The organism is Nitratireductor lacus, from assembly GCF_056431025.1.
This window is the reverse complement of sequence record NZ_JBWKMB010000002.1, coordinates 209069-228447: the sequence shown is the minus strand read 5'-3', so window position 1 is coordinate 228447 and position 19379 is coordinate 209069. Positions and strand designations below refer to the sequence as shown.

At 62.5% G+C, this 19379-nt stretch carries 17 protein-coding genes; 5 read left to right on the top strand and 12 right to left on the bottom strand.

From position 1 onward, the window contains the following. The first annotated feature begins 84 nt into the window (after positions 1 to 84). Positions 85 to 1044 carry a small ribosomal subunit Rsm22 family protein gene (locus tag AC07E3_RS02875; RefSeq protein ID WP_478360246.1) on the top strand — a complete coding sequence of 320 codons (960 nt, stop codon included), beginning with the start codon at positions 85 to 87 and terminating at the stop codon, positions 1042 to 1044. Between the two features lie 163 nt (positions 1045 to 1207). Here the strand turns inward: AC07E3_RS02875 and AC07E3_RS02870 are convergent, their stop codons facing one another. Together AC07E3_RS02870 and mutS are read right to left on the bottom strand one after the other, a co-directional pair. Next, positions 1208 to 1498 carry a GIY-YIG nuclease family protein gene (locus AC07E3_RS02870; RefSeq protein WP_478360245.1) on the bottom strand — a complete coding sequence of 97 codons (291 nt, stop codon included), beginning with the start codon at positions 1496 to 1498 and terminating at the stop codon, positions 1208 to 1210. A gap of 150 nt (positions 1499 to 1648) precedes the next feature. After that, the gene (mutS, locus tag AC07E3_RS02865; RefSeq protein ID WP_478360270.1) at positions 1649 to 4297 is read right to left on the bottom strand and encodes a DNA mismatch repair protein MutS; all 2649 of its coding nucleotides are present in this window, start codon (positions 4295 to 4297) and stop codon (positions 1649 to 1651) included. Between the two features lie 225 nt (positions 4298 to 4522). Here mutS and AC07E3_RS02860 point away from each other — a divergent pair, with 225 nt between their 5' ends. After that, complete coding sequence (locus AC07E3_RS02860) at positions 4523 to 6808, top strand: NADP-dependent malic enzyme (RefSeq protein WP_478360244.1); 2286 nt, start codon at positions 4523 to 4525, stop codon at positions 6806 to 6808. Positions 6809 to 7081: 273 nt separating this feature from the next. On the opposite strand, the gene AC07E3_RS02855 is transcribed toward AC07E3_RS02860, so the two are convergent. From AC07E3_RS02855 to sppA, 10 genes are all read right to left on the bottom strand, one after another. After that, positions 7082 to 7711, bottom strand: coding sequence for a DUF3800 domain-containing protein (locus AC07E3_RS02855; protein ID WP_478360243.1), 630 nt, complete (start codon positions 7709 to 7711; stop codon positions 7082 to 7084). A gap of 111 nt (positions 7712 to 7822) precedes the next feature. Continuing rightward, on the bottom strand, positions 7823 to 8698 hold the full coding sequence (gene olsB, locus AC07E3_RS02850) for a l-ornithine N(alpha)-acyltransferase (protein ID WP_478360242.1): 876 nt from the start codon (positions 8696 to 8698) through the stop codon (positions 7823 to 7825). 423 nt (positions 8699 to 9121) lie between these two features. Further along, positions 9122 to 11410, bottom strand: a complete 2289-nt coding sequence (locus AC07E3_RS02845; protein WP_478360241.1) for a PAS domain-containing hybrid sensor histidine kinase/response regulator — start codon at positions 11408 to 11410, stop codon at positions 9122 to 9124. A 73-nt stretch (positions 11411 to 11483) separates the two neighbouring features. Next, positions 11484 to 12479, bottom strand: coding sequence for an acrylyl-CoA reductase (NADPH) (acuI, locus tag AC07E3_RS02840; RefSeq protein ID WP_478360240.1), 996 nt, complete (start codon positions 12477 to 12479; stop codon positions 11484 to 11486). A gap of 63 nt (positions 12480 to 12542) precedes the next feature. After that, complete coding sequence (gene lspA, locus AC07E3_RS02835; protein ID WP_478360239.1) at positions 12543 to 13040, bottom strand: signal peptidase II; 498 nt, start codon at positions 13038 to 13040, stop codon at positions 12543 to 12545. Further along, positions 13037 to 13897 (bottom strand): TrmH family RNA methyltransferase, encoded by an 861-nt coding sequence (locus AC07E3_RS02830; protein WP_336071898.1) that lies wholly within the window; start codon positions 13895 to 13897, stop codon positions 13037 to 13039. The genes lspA and AC07E3_RS02830 overlap by 4 nt, the downstream gene beginning before the upstream one ends. After that, complete coding sequence (locus AC07E3_RS02825; RefSeq protein ID WP_478360238.1) at positions 13894 to 14922, bottom strand: RsmD family RNA methyltransferase; 1029 nt, start codon at positions 14920 to 14922, stop codon at positions 13894 to 13896. The genes AC07E3_RS02830 and AC07E3_RS02825 overlap by 4 nt, the downstream gene beginning before the upstream one ends. A 99-nt stretch (positions 14923 to 15021) precedes the next feature. Continuing rightward, positions 15022 to 15348, bottom strand: a complete 327-nt coding sequence (locus AC07E3_RS02820; RefSeq protein WP_065817265.1) for a lipopolysaccharide assembly protein LapA domain-containing protein — start codon at positions 15346 to 15348, stop codon at positions 15022 to 15024. Positions 15349 to 15388: 40 nt separating this feature from the next. Beyond that, complete coding sequence (locus tag AC07E3_RS02815; RefSeq protein WP_007008125.1) at positions 15389 to 15679, bottom strand: integration host factor subunit beta; 291 nt, start codon at positions 15677 to 15679, stop codon at positions 15389 to 15391. 75 nt (positions 15680 to 15754) lie between these two features. Next, positions 15755 to 16717, bottom strand: a complete 963-nt coding sequence (sppA, locus tag AC07E3_RS02810; RefSeq protein ID WP_478360237.1) for a signal peptide peptidase SppA — start codon at positions 16715 to 16717, stop codon at positions 15755 to 15757. 487 nt (positions 16718 to 17204) lie between these two features. On the opposite strand from sppA, the gene lptC reads away from it, so the two are divergent. The 3 genes from lptC to lptB are packed head-to-tail and all read left to right on the top strand — an operon-like array spanning position 17205 to position 19321. Then, the gene (lptC, locus tag AC07E3_RS02805) at positions 17205 to 17909 is read left to right on the top strand and encodes an LPS export ABC transporter periplasmic protein LptC (protein WP_478360236.1); all 705 of its coding nucleotides are present in this window, start codon (positions 17205 to 17207) and stop codon (positions 17907 to 17909) included. Positions 17910 to 17953: 44 nt separating this feature from the next. Continuing rightward, the gene (locus AC07E3_RS02800; RefSeq protein WP_065817268.1) at positions 17954 to 18511 is read left to right on the top strand and encodes an LptA/OstA family protein; all 558 of its coding nucleotides are present in this window, start codon (positions 17954 to 17956) and stop codon (positions 18509 to 18511) included. A 6-nt stretch (positions 18512 to 18517) separates the two neighbouring features. After that, positions 18518 to 19321, top strand: coding sequence for an LPS export ABC transporter ATP-binding protein (gene lptB / locus AC07E3_RS02795; protein ID WP_007008121.1), 804 nt, complete (start codon positions 18518 to 18520; stop codon positions 19319 to 19321). Positions 19322 to 19379 lie beyond the last annotated feature (58 nt).

The window sequence follows — 19379 nt, the reverse complement described above, 5'->3', positions numbered from 1 at the left end:
ATGGCTGTCAAAAACTGCGGTTGCGAGGCTTCGGCCCTGCGGCTATGTCGCATGGGTTTCGCACAGCAAGCACACGGGTTTCAAATGGAGCTTCCCGCCCCGCTGCGACAGGCAGTCGACGCGTTTCTGGAAGGCACGCCGCTTTCCGAGATTCAGGACGCAGCCCAGCGCCTCTCAAAACGCTATCGCGCCGAAACCCGTGACGGAAGCCTCCATGTGGGCGATGCGCTGGCGGCAAAAGCCTATCTGGCAACCCGCCTGCCCGCCACCTACGCCGCCGTGCGCCAATGCCTTTCAGAAACGGCGGACCGCCATGAGGGTTTCACGCCGGCGCGCATGCTCGATGTGGGCGCCGGCCCCGGAACGGCGCTCTGGGCGGCTCGCGCAGAATGGCCGGAGCTCGACACCGCAACGCTGGTCGAAACAAGTACTGCCATGCGTGAGACCGGCGCGAGGCTTGCTGAAGCTCTTCCCGTGGCAGCCATGTGGCATGCGGCAGGCATCGAAGACGGTCTCACCGATATCGCGCCCGCCGACCTCGTGACGCTCTGCTACGTTCTGGACGAGCTTGCTCCGGCGGTACGCGATACGCTGATCGACCGTCTCTGGGCGCTGACCGCCGACACGCTGGTGATTGTGGAGCCGGGCACCCCTGCCGGGTGGCAGCGCATTCTTGCCGCGCGCGACCGGCTGATCGCCCTCGGCGGCCATATTCTGGCCCCCTGCCCGCACCACGCGCCCTGCCCGGTGGCTGCGCCCGACTGGTGCCATTTTTCGCGCCGCGTCGCCCGCTCGCGCCTGCACCGCACAGCCAAGGGCGGCGAGGTGCCGTGGGAGGATGAAAAATTCAGCTATCTGGCGGTGTCTCGCCACGCGCCCGACGTGCGCCCCGACCGCGTGCTCGCCCCACCGAAAACATCCAGCGGCATGGTGCGTCTGAAACTGTGCACCAGCGACGGTGCCCTGGACGAGCGCCTCGTCACCCGCCGCGAAGGCCCCTCCTTCAAGGCCGCCCGCAAGGCCGACTGGGGCGATGTGCTTTAGGCGACCCTGCTGGAATGTTCAGGCATGGATCCTCGGGTCAAGCCCGAGGATGACGACGGGGGAGTGATCTCCAGTCCGGCCTGGATACGGTTGCGAACAAGCGTCAAAACACACTCGTCATCCTCGGGCTTGACCCGAGGATCCATGCCGGAGCGTCAAAGCATCACGACCAACCCCACCCACGCAAAAGTTCGTTCCACTCCGGTTTGGTTTTCTCGATCAAGTCGATTTTCCACTGACGCGACCAGCGTTTCAGCGACTTCTCCCGCTGGATGGCGTCGCGCATATCAAAATGCTCTTCGTACCAGACAAGCCGGGTCACTCCATATCGACTGGTGAAGCCGGGAATCCGACCTTCCTTGTGCTCTACGATTCGCCGTCCCAGATCGTTGGTAACGCCGATATAGATCGTTCCCCGTTTCTGGCTCGCTAGCATGTAGACATAGCCGGTCACAGAACAGCCTTTCCCGTTCAACCCGGCAACAACACCTCAGCAGGAGAATATCGGCAAGCCCAGCCATAGCGAGCTTCCACGCAGCCCGTTTCTTCGTCATCCTCGGGCTTGACCCGAGGACCCATGCCAGACCGCCTGCCGTCGCGCAGCCTATTTCTCAGCCGCAAGCTGCTTCAGCCGATAGAGCGCCTCCAGCGCTTCACGCGGTGTCAGATCATCCGGGTTGATCGCCAGCAGTTCCTCGCCAATCCGATCCGGCGTCTTCGACGCTTTCGCTTCCTGTTTCGCCGCCACCGAGAAGAGCGGCAGATCGTCGATCAGTTTCGACGCCTTGCCAGAGGTCTCGCCCTCTTCGAGCTGCTGGAGCACTTCGCGCGCGCGCTCCACCACCGCATGGGGCAGACCGGCGAGCCGCGCCACCTGCACGCCGTAGGAACGGTCGGCCGCGCCGCGTCCCACCTCGTGCAGGAACACCACATCGCCCTCGAATTCCTTCACCCGCATGGTGACATTCGACAGCCGTCCGAGTTTTTCCGAAAGCGCGGTCATCTCGTGGAAATGGGTGGCGAAGAGCGCCCGGCAGCGGTTTTGTTCATGCAGATATTCAACCGCCGCCCAGGCGATGGAGAGGCCATCGAAGGTCGCCGTGCCGCGGCCAATCTCATCGAGGATCACCAGCGCACGCGGCCCCGCCTGATTGAGGATCGCCGCGGTCTCCACCATCTCGACCATGAAGGTCGAGCGGCCGCGCGCCAGATCGTCGGACGCCCCGACGCGGCTGAAGAGCCTATCCACCACGCCGATGCGCGCAACGGACGCCGGAACGAAGGAGCCCATCTGCGCCATCACGGCAATGAGTGCGTTCTGGCGCAAAAATGTCGATTTACCGCCCATGTTCGGACCGGTCAGAAGCCAGATCGCGCCCGCCTGCTCCTCACCTGTCGGCGACAGGTCGCAGTCATTGGCGACGAAGGGTTCGGCCAGTTGCCTGCGCAGCGCCTGCTCCACCACGGGATGCCGTCCACCCTCGATGTGAAAGTCGAGACTGTCATCCACCTGCGGGCGGCAATAGTTTTCCGCTTCCGCAAGCTCGGCAAGGGCGGCCGAAACATCGAGCACCGCCAGCGCATCGGCGGCAGCGCGGATGCGGTCGGCGGCGGACACGGCTTCCGACAGCAGCTGATCGAAGACGCCGAGCTCGATCTGCAGGGCCCGGTCGGCGGCATTGGCGATTTTCGTTTCCAGTTCCGCCAGTTCCGTTGTGGTGAAGCGCATGGCGTTGGCCATGGTCTGGCGATGGATGAAGCGCGCCTTCGCCTCATCCGTTCCGATCATCACGCCGGCATTGTTGGCCGTGACCTCAATGTAATAGCCAAGCACATTGTTGTGCCGGATCTTGAGCGACTTGACGCCGGTTTCATCGACAAGCTGCCGCTCCATCTCGGCGATCACCCGGCGCGACTGGTCGCGCAGCGCGCGCATCTCGTCGAGCTCGTCATTGTAGCCCGCGCGGATGAACCCGCCGTCGCGCTTTAATAGCGGAAGCTCATCAGAAAGCGCGCGCGCAAGATGGGCGGCAAACTCCATGGGAAGACCGGCTATGCCGGAAAGCGCTCCGGCGATCTCCGCAGGCGCGTCCCTGCCCTGAAGCAGCGCCGCCACGCCATGCGCCGCCTCGAAACCGGAGGCGAGCGCGCCGAGATCGCGCGGGCCGCCACGGTTGAGCGCCAGGCGCGAGAGCGCGCGGGCAATGTCCGGCACGCCCTTCAGAAGCCGGCGCACATCTTCGCGCAGGCCCGGCTCGGAAAGAAAGAACGAGACCGCATCGAGCCGCGCGCCAATCGCTTCCGGATCGGTGAGCGGTGACATGAGCCGCTCGAACAAAAGCCGGCTGCCCGCCCCCGTCACCGTGCGGTCGATGGCTTTGGCAAGGCTGCCATCGCGGCTGCCCGAAAGCGTCCGGCCAAGCTCCAGATTGGCGCGGGTCGCCGGGTCGATGAAGAGGCTCGCGCCTTCATCGTCGCGTTCCGGGCGGCCAAGCGGCGGACGCTCTGCCTTCTGGGTCTTCTCCACATAGGCGACAGCACCGGAAATGGCCGAAAGCTCGGCGCGGGAATAACGGCCAAAGCCTTCCAGCGTCGCCACGCCATAAAAGCGCGTCAGGCGCATTTCGGCGGAGGCGGAATCGAACAGGTTCGCCGGCTGTGGATTGGCCACCCGTCCCAGAACATCGAAGGCAGACCGGAAGGCATCGTCGTAATAGACGGCCTCGGGCACGATCAGCTCGCGCGGGTCGATGCGCAGCACATCGGCCAGAAGCCGGTCGGGGCGCGTGGGCGCGACGCGGAACGCGCCGGTGGAAATGTCGATCCAGGCAAGCGCAAGGCTCTCATCCCCGCCCTTCACCCGGCCAAGCGCCATCAAATAATTGGCCTCGGAGGGATCGAGCAGCTTTTCCTCGGTGATGGTGCCCGGTGTGACCAGCCGGATCACATCGCGCTTTACCACGGATTTCGAGCCGCGCTTCTTCGCCTCGGCAGGGTCTTCCATCTGCTCGCAGACGGCCACGCGATGGCCAAGGCCGATCAGCTTCTGCAGATAATCGTCTGCCGCATGCACCGGCACGCCACACATGGGAATGTCGTCGCCCTGGTGCTTGCCGCGCTTGGTGAGCGTGATGCCCAGCGCTCGACTGGCGATTTCCGCATCCTCGAAGAACAGCTCGTAGAAGTCGCCCATGCGGTAGAACAGGAGCGAATCGGGATTGGCCGTCTTGATCTCGATATATTGTGCCATCATGGGCGTCGCCCCGGCGGCGGCCTGCATTGCCTTGTGGCGCATGGGCGTTTCGTCGTTCAAGGAGGGCTCCCCAGCCTTTGCATTGGCTTTGTACTGGCTTCAAATCAACAGCTTCAATCTGCTTGGCCATTTACTGGGCAAAAGTGTAGCCTTATGCACCCGTCACTGGCAAAACTCCACAGAAAGCATAAGCCAGAGCCCGTCTCCCGGAGGAAACAAGCCGACATGCCCAACGATAAAAAGTCCGAACGTCAGGGACCGTCCGTCAGCCCGCAGGAAGCGCTGGACTTCCACTCATCCGGCAGACCCGGCAAGCTGGAAATCACCCCCACCAAGCCCATGGCAACGCAGCGCGATCTTTCGCTCGCCTATTCTCCGGGCGTGGCCGTGCCCGTTCAGGCCATTGCCGAAGACCCGAGCCGCGCCTTCGACTACACGACGCGCGGCAATATGGTGGCCGTCATTTCCAACGGCACGGCGATCCTCGGCCTTGGTAATCTCGGCGCGCTTGCCTCCAAGCCGGTGATGGAGGGCAAGTCCGTCCTCTTCAAGCGCTTTGCCGATGTCGATTCCATCGATCTCGAGGTCGACACGGAAGACGCCGACGCCTTCGTCAACTGCGTCAAGCTGCTCGGCCCCTCCTTCGGCGGCATCAATCTGGAAGACATCAAGGCGCCCGAGTGCTTCATCATCGAAAGCCAGTTGCGCGAGCTGATGGACATTCCCGTCTTTCATGACGACCAGCACGGCACGGCGATCATCGCGCTTGCCGGCCTCATCAACGCGCTGCACCTCACCGACCGCGACATCAAGACGACAAAGCTTGTCTGCAATGGCGCGGGGGCTGCCGGCATTGCCTGTATCGAGCTTGCCAAATCGCTTGGCCTCGCGCCGGAAAACGTCTTCCTCTGCGATACGAAGGGCGTGGTCTACAAGGGCCGCGAGGAAGGCATGAACCAGTGGAAATCCGCCCATGCCGTCGAAACCGAAAAGCGCACGCTGGCCGAGGCGCTGGAAGGGGCGGATGTGTTTTTCGGCCTTTCGGCCAAGGGCGCGCTGACGCCGGCCATGGTGCAGTCCATGGCGAAAAACCCGATCATCTTCGCCATGGCCAATCCCGACCCGGAGATCACGCCGGAGGAAGTGGCCGAAATCCGCACCGACGCCATCATGGCGACAGGCCGCTCGGACTATCCCAACCAGGTCAACAACGTCCTCGGCTTCCCCTATATCTTCCGTGGTGCGCTCGATGTGCGCGCGACCACCATCAACGACGCGATGAAGGTGGCCGCCGCCGAGGCGCTGGCCGAGCTTGCCCGCAAGGACGTGCCGGACGATGTGGCCGCCGCCTATCAGGGCAACCGCCCCAAATATGGCCCCAACTACATCATCCCCGTGCCGTTCGATCCGCGCCTCATCTCGGCCGTGCCGGTGGCTGTTGCAAAGGCGGCGATGGATTCGGGCGTTGCCCGCCGCCCCATCCTCGACATGCAGAAATACGAAAACGAGCTTTCGGCCCGCCGCGATCCGCTCGCCTCGACGCTGCAGCGCATCTACGACCGGGTGCGCCGCCAGCCCAAGCGCGTGGTCTTTGCCGAGGGCGAGGAAGAACAGGTGATGCGCGCTGCCGCCTCCTATGTGAACCAGAAGCTCGGCACCGCCATCCTGCTCGGCCGGGAAGAGCAGATCCGCGAGACGGCGCGGCAGGCGGGCGTCGATCTTTCCAAATCCGGCATCGAGATCATCAATGCGCGGCTTTCGCGCCGCAACAGCATCTATGCCGACTACCTCTATGAGCGCCTGCAGCGGAAGGGCTATCTCTTCCGCGACGCGCAGCGCCTGATCAACAACGACCGCAACCATTTCGCCGCCACCATGGTGGCGCTGGGCGATGCGGATGCGATGGTGAGCGGCGTGACGCGCAACTATTCCACCGTGCTCGACGATGTGCGCCGCGTGATCGACGCGCGCCCCGGCCACCGGGTCATCGGCGTCACGCTGGCGTTGTGCCGCGGGCGCACCGTGCTCGTGGCCGATACGGCGGTGCACGACATGCCCAATTCCGAGGAGCTGGCCGACATTGCCGAGGAGGCCGCCGGACAGGCCCGCCGCATGGGCTATGAACCGCGCGTGGCGATGCTCGCCTATTCCACCTTCGGCCACCCGCCGGGCGAACGCTCCGAGCGTGTGCAGGAGGCGGTGAAGATCCTCGACAAGCGCCGGGTCGATTTCGAATATGATGGCGAGATGGCCGCCGATGTGGCGCTGAACCCGAGCCTGATGCAGCAATATCCCTTCTGCCGCCTGTCGGGCCCGGCCAATGTGCTGGTCATGCCCGCCTTCCACTCCGCCTCCATCTCCACCAAGATGCTGCAGGAACTGGGCGGCTCCACCGTCATCGGCCCGCTTCTGGTGGGGCTGAACAAGTCTGTTCAGGTGGTTTCGCTGAACGCGAAGGATTCCGATATCGTGAACATGGCGGCGATTGCGGCTTATAATGCGGCGGTTTGATTTGGGGACCCATCCGGTTGGTCGCGCAATAGCGCGACCAACTGCTTCTGCGCGCCACCTAAGTAAGTTAAACGTCCTCCTGAACAGGCTTCCAATAAACTGAATCGATCAACCGTTCCTCATACCAGAAATGAATTCCCGGGTCTCATCATCAACATTCAGATCTCGCACTGAATGAACACAATACAGACCGGAATCGCAAACTTTCTTGGTATTATGGCTTGCAAAAAACTTTCCAGACAATTCACGAAGGTATCTTATCTCAGAAATCCCTTAGTTACCCTTGCTCTTGTCAACACATCTATACAGCGCGTGAGCTACCAAATCGGCTATTTGAAGAAGGCTTTCTTCAGATTTCTTTTTCGTGGATATCCTGTCAATATTTATGTACCTCAAATTCTCTGTGAACTTTATCAAAGGCTTCCTTTGGCACGCTTTGAGAAAAGCCCTCATTCTTGAATAGTTTAAATTCGCCTCTTCAAAAACTATATCTATATCTTCCGGCGAAATCCCGCGCATCCTTGCGAAAAACCCAATGCGCTCCATAAGATACTGAGAGCATTTATTATAGCACTTTCCACTATCATTCGATATTGAATACTTGTAATCCCGCAACGTTTCCTTCCTGGAGATTACACCAAATAACGTCAATTCAAGATTCGACACAGTTTTTGCAAACTTGACTATTTGATTATGATTCAAACTCGCGCAATGAAGATTGTCGCGCTTGAATTCAGCACAAAGATCTACCAAGAATTGTTCAATATGATTTCGAGATGATTCCTTAATAAGAACAGCACCTAAAGTCATATACGGAGAAGCACCGCCTGATGTTTCGGAACGGATTCTCTTGATACCAGGCTCACCACTTTCATCGATGAGTACGGTGAATTTTTCCGCCACGCTTTGGTCTCCCACATGATTCTGGCCACCAATTGTAGCAGCGCAGAGACACAAATGCTGCGAACGCAGCAGGCGGAAGACGGAACAAAACGAACTGAGAAACTCGCAACCTCAAGCCGCAAAACGCTGCGCTTCAGCCCCGTAGTAATTAATATACCGATCCGAGATCGCCTCCACCGGCAGCACGACGAACACATCCGTGGTGCCGAAATCATGGTCGATCACGCAGCCATCGCCAAAGCGGGCGCCGAGGCGCAGATAGCCTTTGACGAGGGGCGGCATGGCGGCAAGCGCCGAGCGGGTCTGGATCGCTTCCTTCGGCATCAGGTCGAGCGGGGCATAGCGGCTGGCGACGGCGCGCACATGCCACTCGGCCTCCACCTGGCAGAAATGCCCGAGGAAGGAGAGCGCTTCCGCATGGGCGGCCGGCACGACGCCGGGGAAGGAGGCGCAGCCCATCATCACGTCGATGCGCTTCTTGCGGCAATAGGCCCAGATGCCCTGCCACAGAAGCTCGATTGTGCGCTTGGTGCGGTAGGGCGGCAGAACGCAGGAGCGGCCAAGCTCCAGAAAGCGGCGGCCCTGATGGCGGGCCATCAGCGTCTCGATGGCGAATTCGTCTGCGGAATAGAATTTTCCGGCCCGGCGCGCGCCCTCCGGCGTCAGGAGCCGGTAGGTGCCGACAATGCGGTCCACATCCTCGCCCGGAAGCGCGGTGTCGAACACCAGAAGGTGGTCGCACACGGCATCGAATGCATCCGCGTCGCGGTCGGCATTCAGCGCGCCGAGCGGCGCTTTCGCGCCCATCTCATTGTAGAAAACCCGGTAGCGAATGCTCTGGGCCGCGGCAATCTCCTCCTCGCTGCGCGCAAGGCGCACTTCGAGCGAGCCGATGCGGCCCAGAAGCGCATCCCCGGCATCGCCGGCGAGCGGCGGCCTTGCGGCCTGGTCATCGAGAGGGGCCCGGTTCAGCGTGATGCCCTGCATTGCTGATTCTCCTCCGCTTGGCGTTGACGCTGAAATAGTGGTCGCTTGCGACAGAACTATGACACTACCGTCACAGGGGGTGAGCGGCAAGCGGGTGTGCGATCCGGGCATCGCCCCTGCTTCACCGGCAGCACCTTCTGCGACACCCGGCCTCGCTTCTCAATGGGTCCCGGGTCAAGCCCGGGATGACGCGGTGCTTGGAAGGGGAAGACACACACAGCCCTCATCCTGAGCGTGTCGAAGGGCGAGGGCGGCATGGAGTGCAGCGGCGGTGGCGAGGGTCGTGCATGCCTTCACCCCGCCCTTCGCCCTTCGACAGGCTCAGGAAGCGCAGGATGAGGGTGAAGGCACGGAGAAGCGGCATTCGCAACCCGCCCAATCGAACCGCTCATTCCGCACCTGGGTCTGTCCCCCACCCTGTTTTCAGGCCGTGACCTGCAGCTCCAGCGCGGCCAGAAGTTCGTCAGGGTCGAGCGGCTTGGTGACAAAGCCATTGGCGCCATGGGCAAGCACGCCGCTGCGCGTCTCCTCCTGCCCGTCGGCGGTGAGAACGAGGATGGGCAGTGGCGCCAGCCCGGTTTCCTCCTCGTGCCGGCGGATGGCGTTGATGGCGTCGAGCCCGTCCATCACCGGCATGTGCAGGTCCATCAGCACCGCATCGAAGCGTGTGCCCGGCGCGCTCACCGCCTCCACCGCCTCGCGCCCGTTGGAGACGAGCGTGACCCGATGCCCCGCGCGAGACAGTGTGGCGCGCGCCAGCATGGCGTTGATCTCGTTGTCCTCGGCGACCAGAATGTTGAGCCCGCCCGCGCGCCGGCCCATGGTCCCGGCATCATGCGTGCGGCCGAGCGCTTCGGCAGCCGGCCAGATGGCCTCGCCCTTGCTGCCCAAAAGCTGGCGCAGAAGCGTCCTGCCACGCACGGGTCGCGCGAGAAAGGCGCCATAGCCGCTGGCGCGAAACGCGGGAAGCCGCCCGCGCTCGGAAGGCGTGATCAGCGTCAGCGCACGATCTCCGCCCACGCCGAGCTTGTGCAGACGGGTGATCAGCGCGCCATCGTCGCTTTCGAGCGAGGCGTCGACCAGCACCGTGTTGAACGGCCGGCCGCTCTCCTCGGCGAGCCTTGCCGCATCCTCCGCAGTGGCGGCGATGGCCGCGCGCCCGCCATGGACACGCACGGTCATGGCGATGGTCTCGGCCTCCTGTGCGAAGGGCGAGAGAATGACGGCGTTGATCCCTTCAAGCACGGGTTCGACGCGGCCCGCCTCTTCCGCCTCCGCGCCCAGCGGCAGGAGCACGGCAAATTCCGAGCCCTCGCCCGGCGTGCTCGCCACGCTGATCGAGCCATTCATCGCGTCGACAATGCGCTTGGTGATGGCAAGGCCGAGCCCCGCGCCGCCATGGCGGCGGGTGGAGCTGCCGTCCACCTGTTCGAAGTCCTTGAAGATGCGACTGATATCGTCCTTTTCGAGCCCGGGGCCGGAATCGGAAACGGCAATCCGCAGCGCCGGCGCACCATTCTTCTCCGCGCGCGAAACCGCGACCGTCACCCCGCCCTCGTCGGTGAATTTCAGCGCATTGCCGAGCAGGTTGATCAGCACCTGGCGCAGGCGGCCCGGATCCGCCGTGATGGTTTCGGGCACATCCGGCGCGATGTAGCAGCCAAGGCCGATGTTCTTCGCAAAGGCGCGGGCAGACAGCAGTTCGACCACGTTCTCCACGAGCTCGTTCACCGGGAGCGCCTGGGGCTCCAGTTCCAGCCGCCCCGCCTCGATCTTGGAATAGTCGAGCAGGTCCTCGATCAGCGCCACAAGCGCGCTCGCAGAAGTGGATACCGCGCCCACATAGGTGCGCTGCTCGGGCGTCAGTTCCGTGTCGGCCAGAAGTGTCGCCATGCCCATAATGCCGTTCATCGGCGTGCGGATTTCATGGCTCACCGTGGCGAGGAAGCTCGATTTCGCGCGGCTTGCCTGTTCGGCGCGTTCGCGCGCGTTGATCAGCGCCGTCTCGGCCCGCTTGCGGGCGGTGATGTCGCGCGCAATGGCCCGGTGCGACACCGAATCCGCGCTGTCGTCGCGCACCGAGTGCTCGATCCATGAATACCAGCGCACCCCGCCACGCGTGTGGATCGCCACATCGGTGGAGCTCAGGCATTCGCCATCGGTGAAGGCGGCATCGGGCACGAGGCCGATATCGATGCCGAGCTGGCTCAGCGTGCGGCCCACCAGGGTGGAAGGGTCGCGGCCCAGAAGGTCTGCAAACACGCGGTTCACATAGACGATGCGGCCGCTGCGGTCTCGGTGGACAATCAGGTCACCCAGCGCATCCACCAGCCCGTGAAAGCGCTCCTCGCTTTCGCGCAGCTCCCACATGCGGTCGGCCAGTTCTTCGAGCTCGCCGCGATTGACCGCTTCGGATTCGGCCAGAACCGATGCCATGCGTCGATCCACCATGGACGCCCGAAGGGCGAGCGCCAGCGCAACGCCACCCAGTGCCAGGAGCGCCATGCTGATGAGCGGTGAGGCACCGGTCAGATGACTCAGCCCCGCAATCAGCAGAATCGCCAGGCCGATGGCCAATTCGCCATGATGCGTCGGCACGGGAAGCCGCACCGGCGCCAGCGCCGGTGGCCTGATGCGGATCCTCTTGCGCGGCTGCCGCTCCGGGGGGAGCGTCCTTGCCGGCTTCGGGTCGCCTTTGTTTTTCCCCGCCATTGTCATGGCGCAGACAATAGGCGGCGGGCATTACGGAAGCTTTTGGCTGGCCGTTCGAATTTTAGCGAATGGCTTAACTGGGCATCTCCACAACCACGCGTCCGCGCACCCTGCCCTCGATGATGTCCGTTGCAGCCGAAATCACGTCGCTGAACGGCACGACGCTTGCGATGGCGCCAAGTTTTTTGTGGTCGAGTTCTTTGGCAATGCGCTGCCAGGCCTCCATGCGCAGCTCCTTCGGCGCCATGACGGAATCAACGCCCAATAGCGAGACGCCGCGCAGGATGAACGGCGCGACACTGGCCGGCAGGTCCATGCCCTGCGCCAACCCGCAGGCCGCCACCGCGCCGCCATAGGAGGTCATGGAAAGCACATTGGCGAGCGTGTGGCTGCCCACCGCATCAATGCCACCTGCCCAGCGCTCCTTGCCGAGGGGACGGGCGGGACCGGAAAGCTCCTCCCGGTCGATGATTTCTGATGCGCCCAGCTCCTTCAGGTAGTCGGCTTCGGATGCTCGCCCGGTGGAGGCGATCACGTGATGCCCCTGCCCGGCCAGAAGCGCGATGGCGACAGAGCCGACACCGCCGGCAGCGCCCGTCACCACCACCGGCCCACGCTCCGGGGTGATGCCGTGACGCTCCAGCGCCATAACGCACAGCATGGCCGTATAGCCAGCAGTGCCCACAGCCATCGCGTCCTTCGCGCTCATGCCATCGGGCAGCGGCACCAGCCAGTCGCCATTCACCCGCGCGCGCCCGGCATAGGCGCCGTAATGCGTCTCGCCCACGCCCCAGCCATTGAGAATGACCTTATCGCCCTCTTTCCAGCCGTCATGGGAGGATTTCACAACCGTGCCGGCGAAATCGATGCCCGGCACGAGGGGAAAGCGTCGCACCACGGGCGCCTTTCCGGTGATGGCGAGCCCGTCCTTGTAGTTGACGGTGGTCGCCTCCACGGCAACTGTAACGTCGCCCTCCATCAGATCGTCTTCGGAAAGCTCCGTCCATTCGACGGACTGCTTCTTGTCCTCGTCGCGCGAAATCAGAACCGCTTGAAACGTGTCCGCCATCACTCACTCCGGCTGGTTACGGTCATCGATGATCGCAGACTTTGCGGCGCGGCGGACGCGAGGTCAATCCGCGCGCGTCTCGCCGCCCGTGCGGCCGCGCCGCCAGTCAAGAAACTCGTCGAGGATGACAAGTCCCGCGCCGACAGTGATGAACACATCGGCCAGATTGAAGATCGCAAACGACCAGACCGGCGTGTGGAAATAGATGTAGTCGGTGACGAAACCGTTGGTGAGCCGGTCGATGAGATTGCCGAATGCCCCACCCAGAATGAGCGCGAAGCCGAGCCGTGCCCATTTTTGGGCAGACCCCGTGCGCAATGCGAGATACCCGATGAACAGAATCACGCCTGCCATCACGAGGCTGAGTGCCATGTCGCTCATGCCGGAAAACATGGAGAAGGCAATGCCGGTGTTGCGTGAATGCAGAAGCGAGAGGAACGGCAGAAGCTCGATCCGCTCATGCAGCGGCATCATGGTCTCAACCACTTCCTTCACCACCTGATCTGCGACCGTGAAGAGCACGATCAGCAGCGCGTAGAACCCGATGGCCCGCGCGCTCATGCGTCGGCTCTTTCTTCAAGCGGCAGCGCCGCACGCCGGATTTCATAAAGCATCACGCCCGTTGCCACGGCGAGATTGAGCGAATCCGCTCGCCCTGCCTGCGGAATGCGCACGAGCGTGTCGCAGCTTTCGGCTAGCCGGTCCGGCAGGCCCTGCTGCTCATTGCCCATCAGGAGCAGGACCGGACCCTTTCTGTAATCGACGGTGCGATAGTCGACCGAGCCCTTCAGATGCGTGCCCACAACCCGGCCGGCAAAACCTTTCCGCCAGGCGAGGAACGCTTCTTCGCCCGTCCGCACGATGGGCACGGCGAAAATGGAGCCCATCGTGGCCCGGACCGTCTCGAAGGAAAACGGGTCGGTGCAGTCGCCCACGAGGATGACACCCTTTGCGCCCACGGCGTCCACGGTGCGCAGAACGGTGCCCAGATTGCCGGGATCGCGAACCCGGTCGAGCGCCACCCAGACCTCGCCATCGGCGGGTTTTACGGTTTCAAGCCTCATTGTCTTCTGCTCGAAAACACCGACAACCATCTGCGGATTGTCACGTTTGGTGATGGTCGACAGCACCTTTTCGCTGACGATGAGAACAAGACCGCCGGATGCCACGGTGCGCGCGGCCAGCCGCTCCACCGCCTCATTGCCGCGCCCCGCTTTGGCATAGAGAAGCGTGCGGATCGTCCAGCCGGCATCGAACGCGTCGATCACCAGCTTCTGTCCCTCGGCGATGAAGGCGTGTTCGCGGTCGCGATACTTCTTCTGCGCCAGCGCGCGAATGTCCTTGATGATCGGATTGGTGAGGCTGGTGACTTCCTTCACCTGACCCGGCCTGCGCCTCTCGTTGTCATGTCCGCTCATGATGCCACCCAGCGCGAAAACAGCGAGGTGGACAGGGCGCGGCCTGCCGACTTCTCGCGAATGATCAGTTCACCCGATTCCACCCGGCCACCATCGCCGGCAAATGTGTCGCGCATCAGGGCGTGGATGGCGAAGAAGGAAGCGCGGATGGAATAGGCCGTCAGCACCACTGCCAGCGGTTTGGGTGTCAGGATCGAGCGGCAGAGGTCGGCCAGATAGGGCAGATCCTCGAACAGCTGCCACACCTCGCCCTTGGGTCCGCGCCCATAAGCGGGCGGGTCGAACAGAACGATGTCATAGGCATTGCCGCGCCGCGCCTCGCGCTCGGCAAACTTCACCGCGTCCTCACAGATCCAGCGGATCGGCCTGTCGCCAAGGCCAGCCATTTCCTGGTTCTCGCGCGCCCAGCCGATCGCCTTTTTCGACGCATCCACATGGGTCACTTCCGCACCGGCCCGGGCTGCAACCAGCGAGGCAAGCCCCGTATAGCCGAACAGGTTCAGCACCTTCACCGGGCGGCGCGCCTCGCGCACCAGCGTTTCCATATGGGACCAGTGGGTCGCCTGTTCCGGAAACACGCCTACATGGCGAAACGAGGTGAACCGTCCAAGATAGTCGATCCCGTCATGGCGCATTGGCCATGTCTCGCCGAGCGGCTCCCTGGGGAAGCGCCAGCGGCCCATACCTTCTTCGTCCGTATCGCCGGTAAAGATGGCATCCGCCCTGTTCCACTCAGCCGGGCCAAGAGCGGGTTGCCAGATCGCCTGCCCCTCCGGCCGCACGATGCGGTAGGGGCCATATTGCTCAAGCTTCTGCCCGCCGCCGGAATCGAGCAGCGCATAATCATCATTCGGCAGCACTTCGAGAATGACGGGCAGGCGCTCGTCCGGCAGGGCACCGCTGCGCCGCGGCGGCGCGGGGCGCGCGCTCGGCTCGGGCTGGCGCTGCGGCTTTTCACGCGGAGCTGTCTGTTTCTTCGGGCTGCGCCGGTCATCGTTCCGGCGTTTGGCGCGCGCAGGCTTCAATCGGGTCTCCGACACTGGGCAACTATGCCCGCGCTTCTGCCACAGCCGCGCCCCGCAGGCAACAAAGCGTCAGCGAAGTTCGCGCCTGCCCGGCAGGTTTCAGGAAGGGGAATGTTTGATCTGCGGCGCATTGCTGGCGGCAGCCGCCGGAGCCTGACGCAGCTTGTCGACCTCTTTCCTGCGTTCCCGCGCGTCGCGGCGGTAGCGACCCTGGCGGAACCAGGTGGCGAGGCTGCCCACCACCATTCCGAGTGCCACGGAGGCAAAAAGATAGGCGAACAGCGGCCAGTGAACGGTGAGGGCGGGATTGCCTGGGTTGAACGGGTCGATCGTGAAGGGAACCAGGGCGCGGTTGGCTACGGCCAGCGCAATGATGATCACTGCCAACGGCACGAGAACAAGTACGAGAATGATGCGGTTGGCCATTTCAACCCACTGTTAATCTGGAAGACGCTTCAGGGAAGACTTACCGGTCCTTCTCTGCGTTCAGGCGTTCGCGCAGTTCCTTGCCGGTCTTGAAGAAGGGAACCCACTTTTCTTCTACCTCAACGGACTCGCCGGTGCGTGGATTGCGCCCCGTGCGGGCCGGGCGGTTTTTTACCGAAAACGCGCCGAAACCCCTTAATTCCACGCGGTTTCCTTCCGCGAGCGCGTCGGAAATTTCCTCGAAGATCGCGTTGACGATGTTTTCCACGTCACGCAGATAGAGATGCGGATTGCGATTGGCAATCGTCTGCACGAGCTCTGATTTGATCATGGGTTCTTTTCCGCCGCTGAGTTGCCCTGTTTGTCGCCGGTTGTCTCTGACACAAAGATGATTTTGTTTGCTTTTTTAGTCAGTCAACCTTTTCATTTCAGGTTGCCAGACCGATAGCAGACCGTCAAGGAAGATGCGGTCGGCGCCAAGCTCACGCAGGACGTCGGCACCGCCTTGCGGCACGCCCAGAAAACGCGAGGCGATCTCGGGCAGAAAAAGGCTGCTCGCCGTTTCGCGCTTCTTCCATTCGACCACGTCGAGATCGTCGCTGAGCCCCTTGGAGACCAGCCATTCCTTTGCTTCACGCTCACCGCCAAGCCCGTCCACCAGCTTGTTCTCGAGCGCCTGACGACCGGTGAAGACCGAACCGTCGGCGAGCTTCAGGACCTCGTCGCGCGAAAGCGGACGGCGTTCAGTCACGAGGTCGACGAACCAGTCATAGCTGTCGAGGATCATGGCGCGGATCATGGCGCGCGCCTCGTCGCTGGTCGGCTTGAACGGCGAAGGCTCTGCCTTGAGCGGCGAGGATTTGATCTCTTCCAGCTTCACGCCAAGCTTGTCCATCAGCCCGCTGACGTCGGGATACTGGAACAGGACGCCGATGGAACCAACGATGGAGGACTGCCGCGCGACGATGTGATCGGTGGCGCTGGCGATCATGTAACCGGCCGAGGCTGCAAGCGTGCCCACCTGAGCCGTCACCGGCTTTTCGCTGGCCAGGCGACGCACCTCTTCGTAGATCGCCTCGCCCCCGGCTGTGGTGCCGCCGGGCGAGTCGATCGTCAGGATCACGCCTTTCACCGATGGGGCTTCACGGATACGCTCGAGCCGCTCGAGCAGTTCGTCATCTTCGAAGATCGTGCCGGAAATCTTGACCTGCGCGATATGGTTCGCGGAAACGTCCACCGCGCTTCCCATGATCTGCCGTGTCGCGAACGCGATCGCCAGCACGATGACGGCAAAGGCCACGATCCGCCAGAATGTCAGCTTGCGCCGCAATCGCCGACGGTCGATGAGTTCATCCGCTCGAATGGACATGACAGCCTCGCTTTCACCGGAAAATTCGGTCCAAATCAAGCGCCTTTTAGTGCAAAGGCCAGTTCGGAGCCACCGCCTTTGTGCAAGATTCCGCAACAAGCTCGCATCATGGGCACAAAAGCTGGAAAAATTGCGCTTAAATCATTGTCGTTAATCCAAAAATAGCCATATTGGGGTGAAAGTGAGAAGCAAGGGGCAAGTTTAGGACTTGGAGTTTTCCGGCCACGCAGTATTGGCTAGAGCATCGGACCGAAAAGTGGAATCCGGTTTTTGGATTATTCCGATGCTCCATCAATTGTTTAGATCGTCCTTTGCGCGTCTGGATGGACGCACGGAGATCTAGAGAGGGGTCGGCGACGGTGTTCCGCCGACATACGGATGGTACGTTCCCAATCGGAACGATGCTGGCTGTATCCGGGAAGGGCCACGCCCAGGCGGCCGAGTGACCGACTTGAGTAACCGGCTGCGGAACACGCGGAAAAATATGATGAGCAATCCTGTCAACAGCGGCGCCGGTACGGCGAAGAGCGGGCGCGGCGAGGCAATCCGCAGCAGCGAACGCGGTGTGGAAGCCTTTGAGCAGGCATCACGCCATTCGCAGCGCGTGCGACTTCTCAAACGCGTCCTCCCCGCGGCGGCGCTTGTCATCACCGTCGTGTTTGCCGGATATTCCTACATCTTCTCGGGCACGCGCGGCGCCATAGATCTGGCGAGCGCGTCGATCGAGGGCGGTTCGCTGGTCATGTCCAGCCCGGAGCTGAACGGTTTCACCAATGACGATCGCCCTTACAAGATGACCGCCGAGCGCGCGCGTCAGAAGCTGGGCGGCGAGGATGTCATCGAGCTTGAGGGCATTCGCGCCCATGTGCCGGTCGACGCCGACAATTTCGCCACGATCCAGGCAAGCGACGGCATCTACGATCGCGGCAACAACCGTCTGGACATCACCAGCAAGATTTCGCTACGCACCACTTCCGGCATTGTTGCGACCCTCGATTCCGCCGAAATCGACATCGAAAAAAGCAACCTCACCTCCTCCAAGCCCGTGGAAATCGAGCTTGACGGAACGAAGATTGCAGCCGATTCCTTCGCGGCGGAAGACGGCGGTAAAGTGTTTGTATTCGATAAACGCGTTCGCGTTACAATCGACCCGTCGCGGCTTCGCGAAACAGCGTCGGCAACGGGAAACTGAACCACGGTCACCGGCGCGATGGCCAGGCAATGGAGAGGAACACAATGCGCATCGGAAGCTTTTCAAGGCTCGCCTCTGGCGTGCTCCTTCTGGCGGGATTGTCTTCTGCCGCTTTTGCGCAGGATTCCCAGAGCCGCCTGACGGGCCTCCAGCTTTCCGGCGACAAGCCCATCCAGATCGAGAGCGAACGCCTCGAGGTGCGCGAGAGCGAGAATGTCGCGGTCTTCTCCGGCAATGTCTCCGTCGTGCAGGGGCCAACCCTGCTCAAGGCCGGGCGCATGAAGGTCTACTATCTGAAGGATGGCGGTTCGGCCGCCACCGGAAGCGCGAATATCGACCGGCTCGAAGTGGACGGCAATGTCTACGTGAAATCTGAGAACCAGGTCGCCACCGGCGACAGCGCCACGTTCGACATGGCGACCGAGGTGCTCGTCCTGTCCGGCAAGGAGGTTGTCCTCTCGGAGGGCGAGAACGTCATCGTCGGCTGCCGTCTCACCGTGCAGATGAAGAATGGTCAGGCAAAGCTCGATGGCTGCAAGGGCGGCAGTTCGGGCGGCCGCGTGAAGATGCTCCTCACCCCCGGCTCCCAGAACAGGCAGTAATCCGCGTTGATTTCCAAGTTGCGTAAGAAGCGGGCGGCGAAAGAGCCCGCCGCAGAGAATCCGGCGAGCGGCAAGCTGCCCAATTACAAGGGCACGCTCATCGCGCGCGGCCTGACCAAGGCTTACAAGGGCCGCCAGGTCGTCAGCGGGGTTTCCATCGGTGTGCGCGCGGGCGAGGCCGTGGGCCTGCTCGGTCCCAACGGCGCCGGCAAGACCACCTGCTTCTACATGGTCACGGGTCTCGTTCCCGTGGATCAGGGCACGATCCACATCGACGGGCACGACGTGACCGGAATGCCCATGTATCGCCGCGCGCGGCTCGGCATCGGCTACCTGCCGCAGGAAGCTTCAATCTTCCGCGGCCTGACGGTCGAGCAGAACATCCGCGCCATCCTCGAAGTGGTCGAGCCAAGCCGCAAGGAACGCGACAAAAACCTCGATGCGCTGCTTGAGGAATTCAACATCGGCCATCTGCGCAAATCGCCCTCGGTTGCGCTTTCGGGTGGCGAACGGCGAAGGCTGGAAATCGCCCGCGCGCTCGCCAGCCGACCCAACTTCATGCTGCTCGACGAGCCGTTCGCCGGCATCGACCCCATCGCCGTGACCGATATTCAGCAGCTCGTGCGCCATCTCACCGCGCGCGGCATTGGCGTTCTGATCACCGATCACAATGTGCGCGAGACGCTGGGATTGATCGACCGGGCCTATATCATTCATGCCGGCCAGGTGCTCACGCACGGACGTCCCAACGACATTGTCGGCAATGCCGATGTGCGCCGTCTTTATCTCGGCGAAGGTTTCACCCTTTAGCCATCTGCCTCTTTCAGCTTGACAAGCAAAAGTCGGGCCAATTGAATCCGGTTTTCTC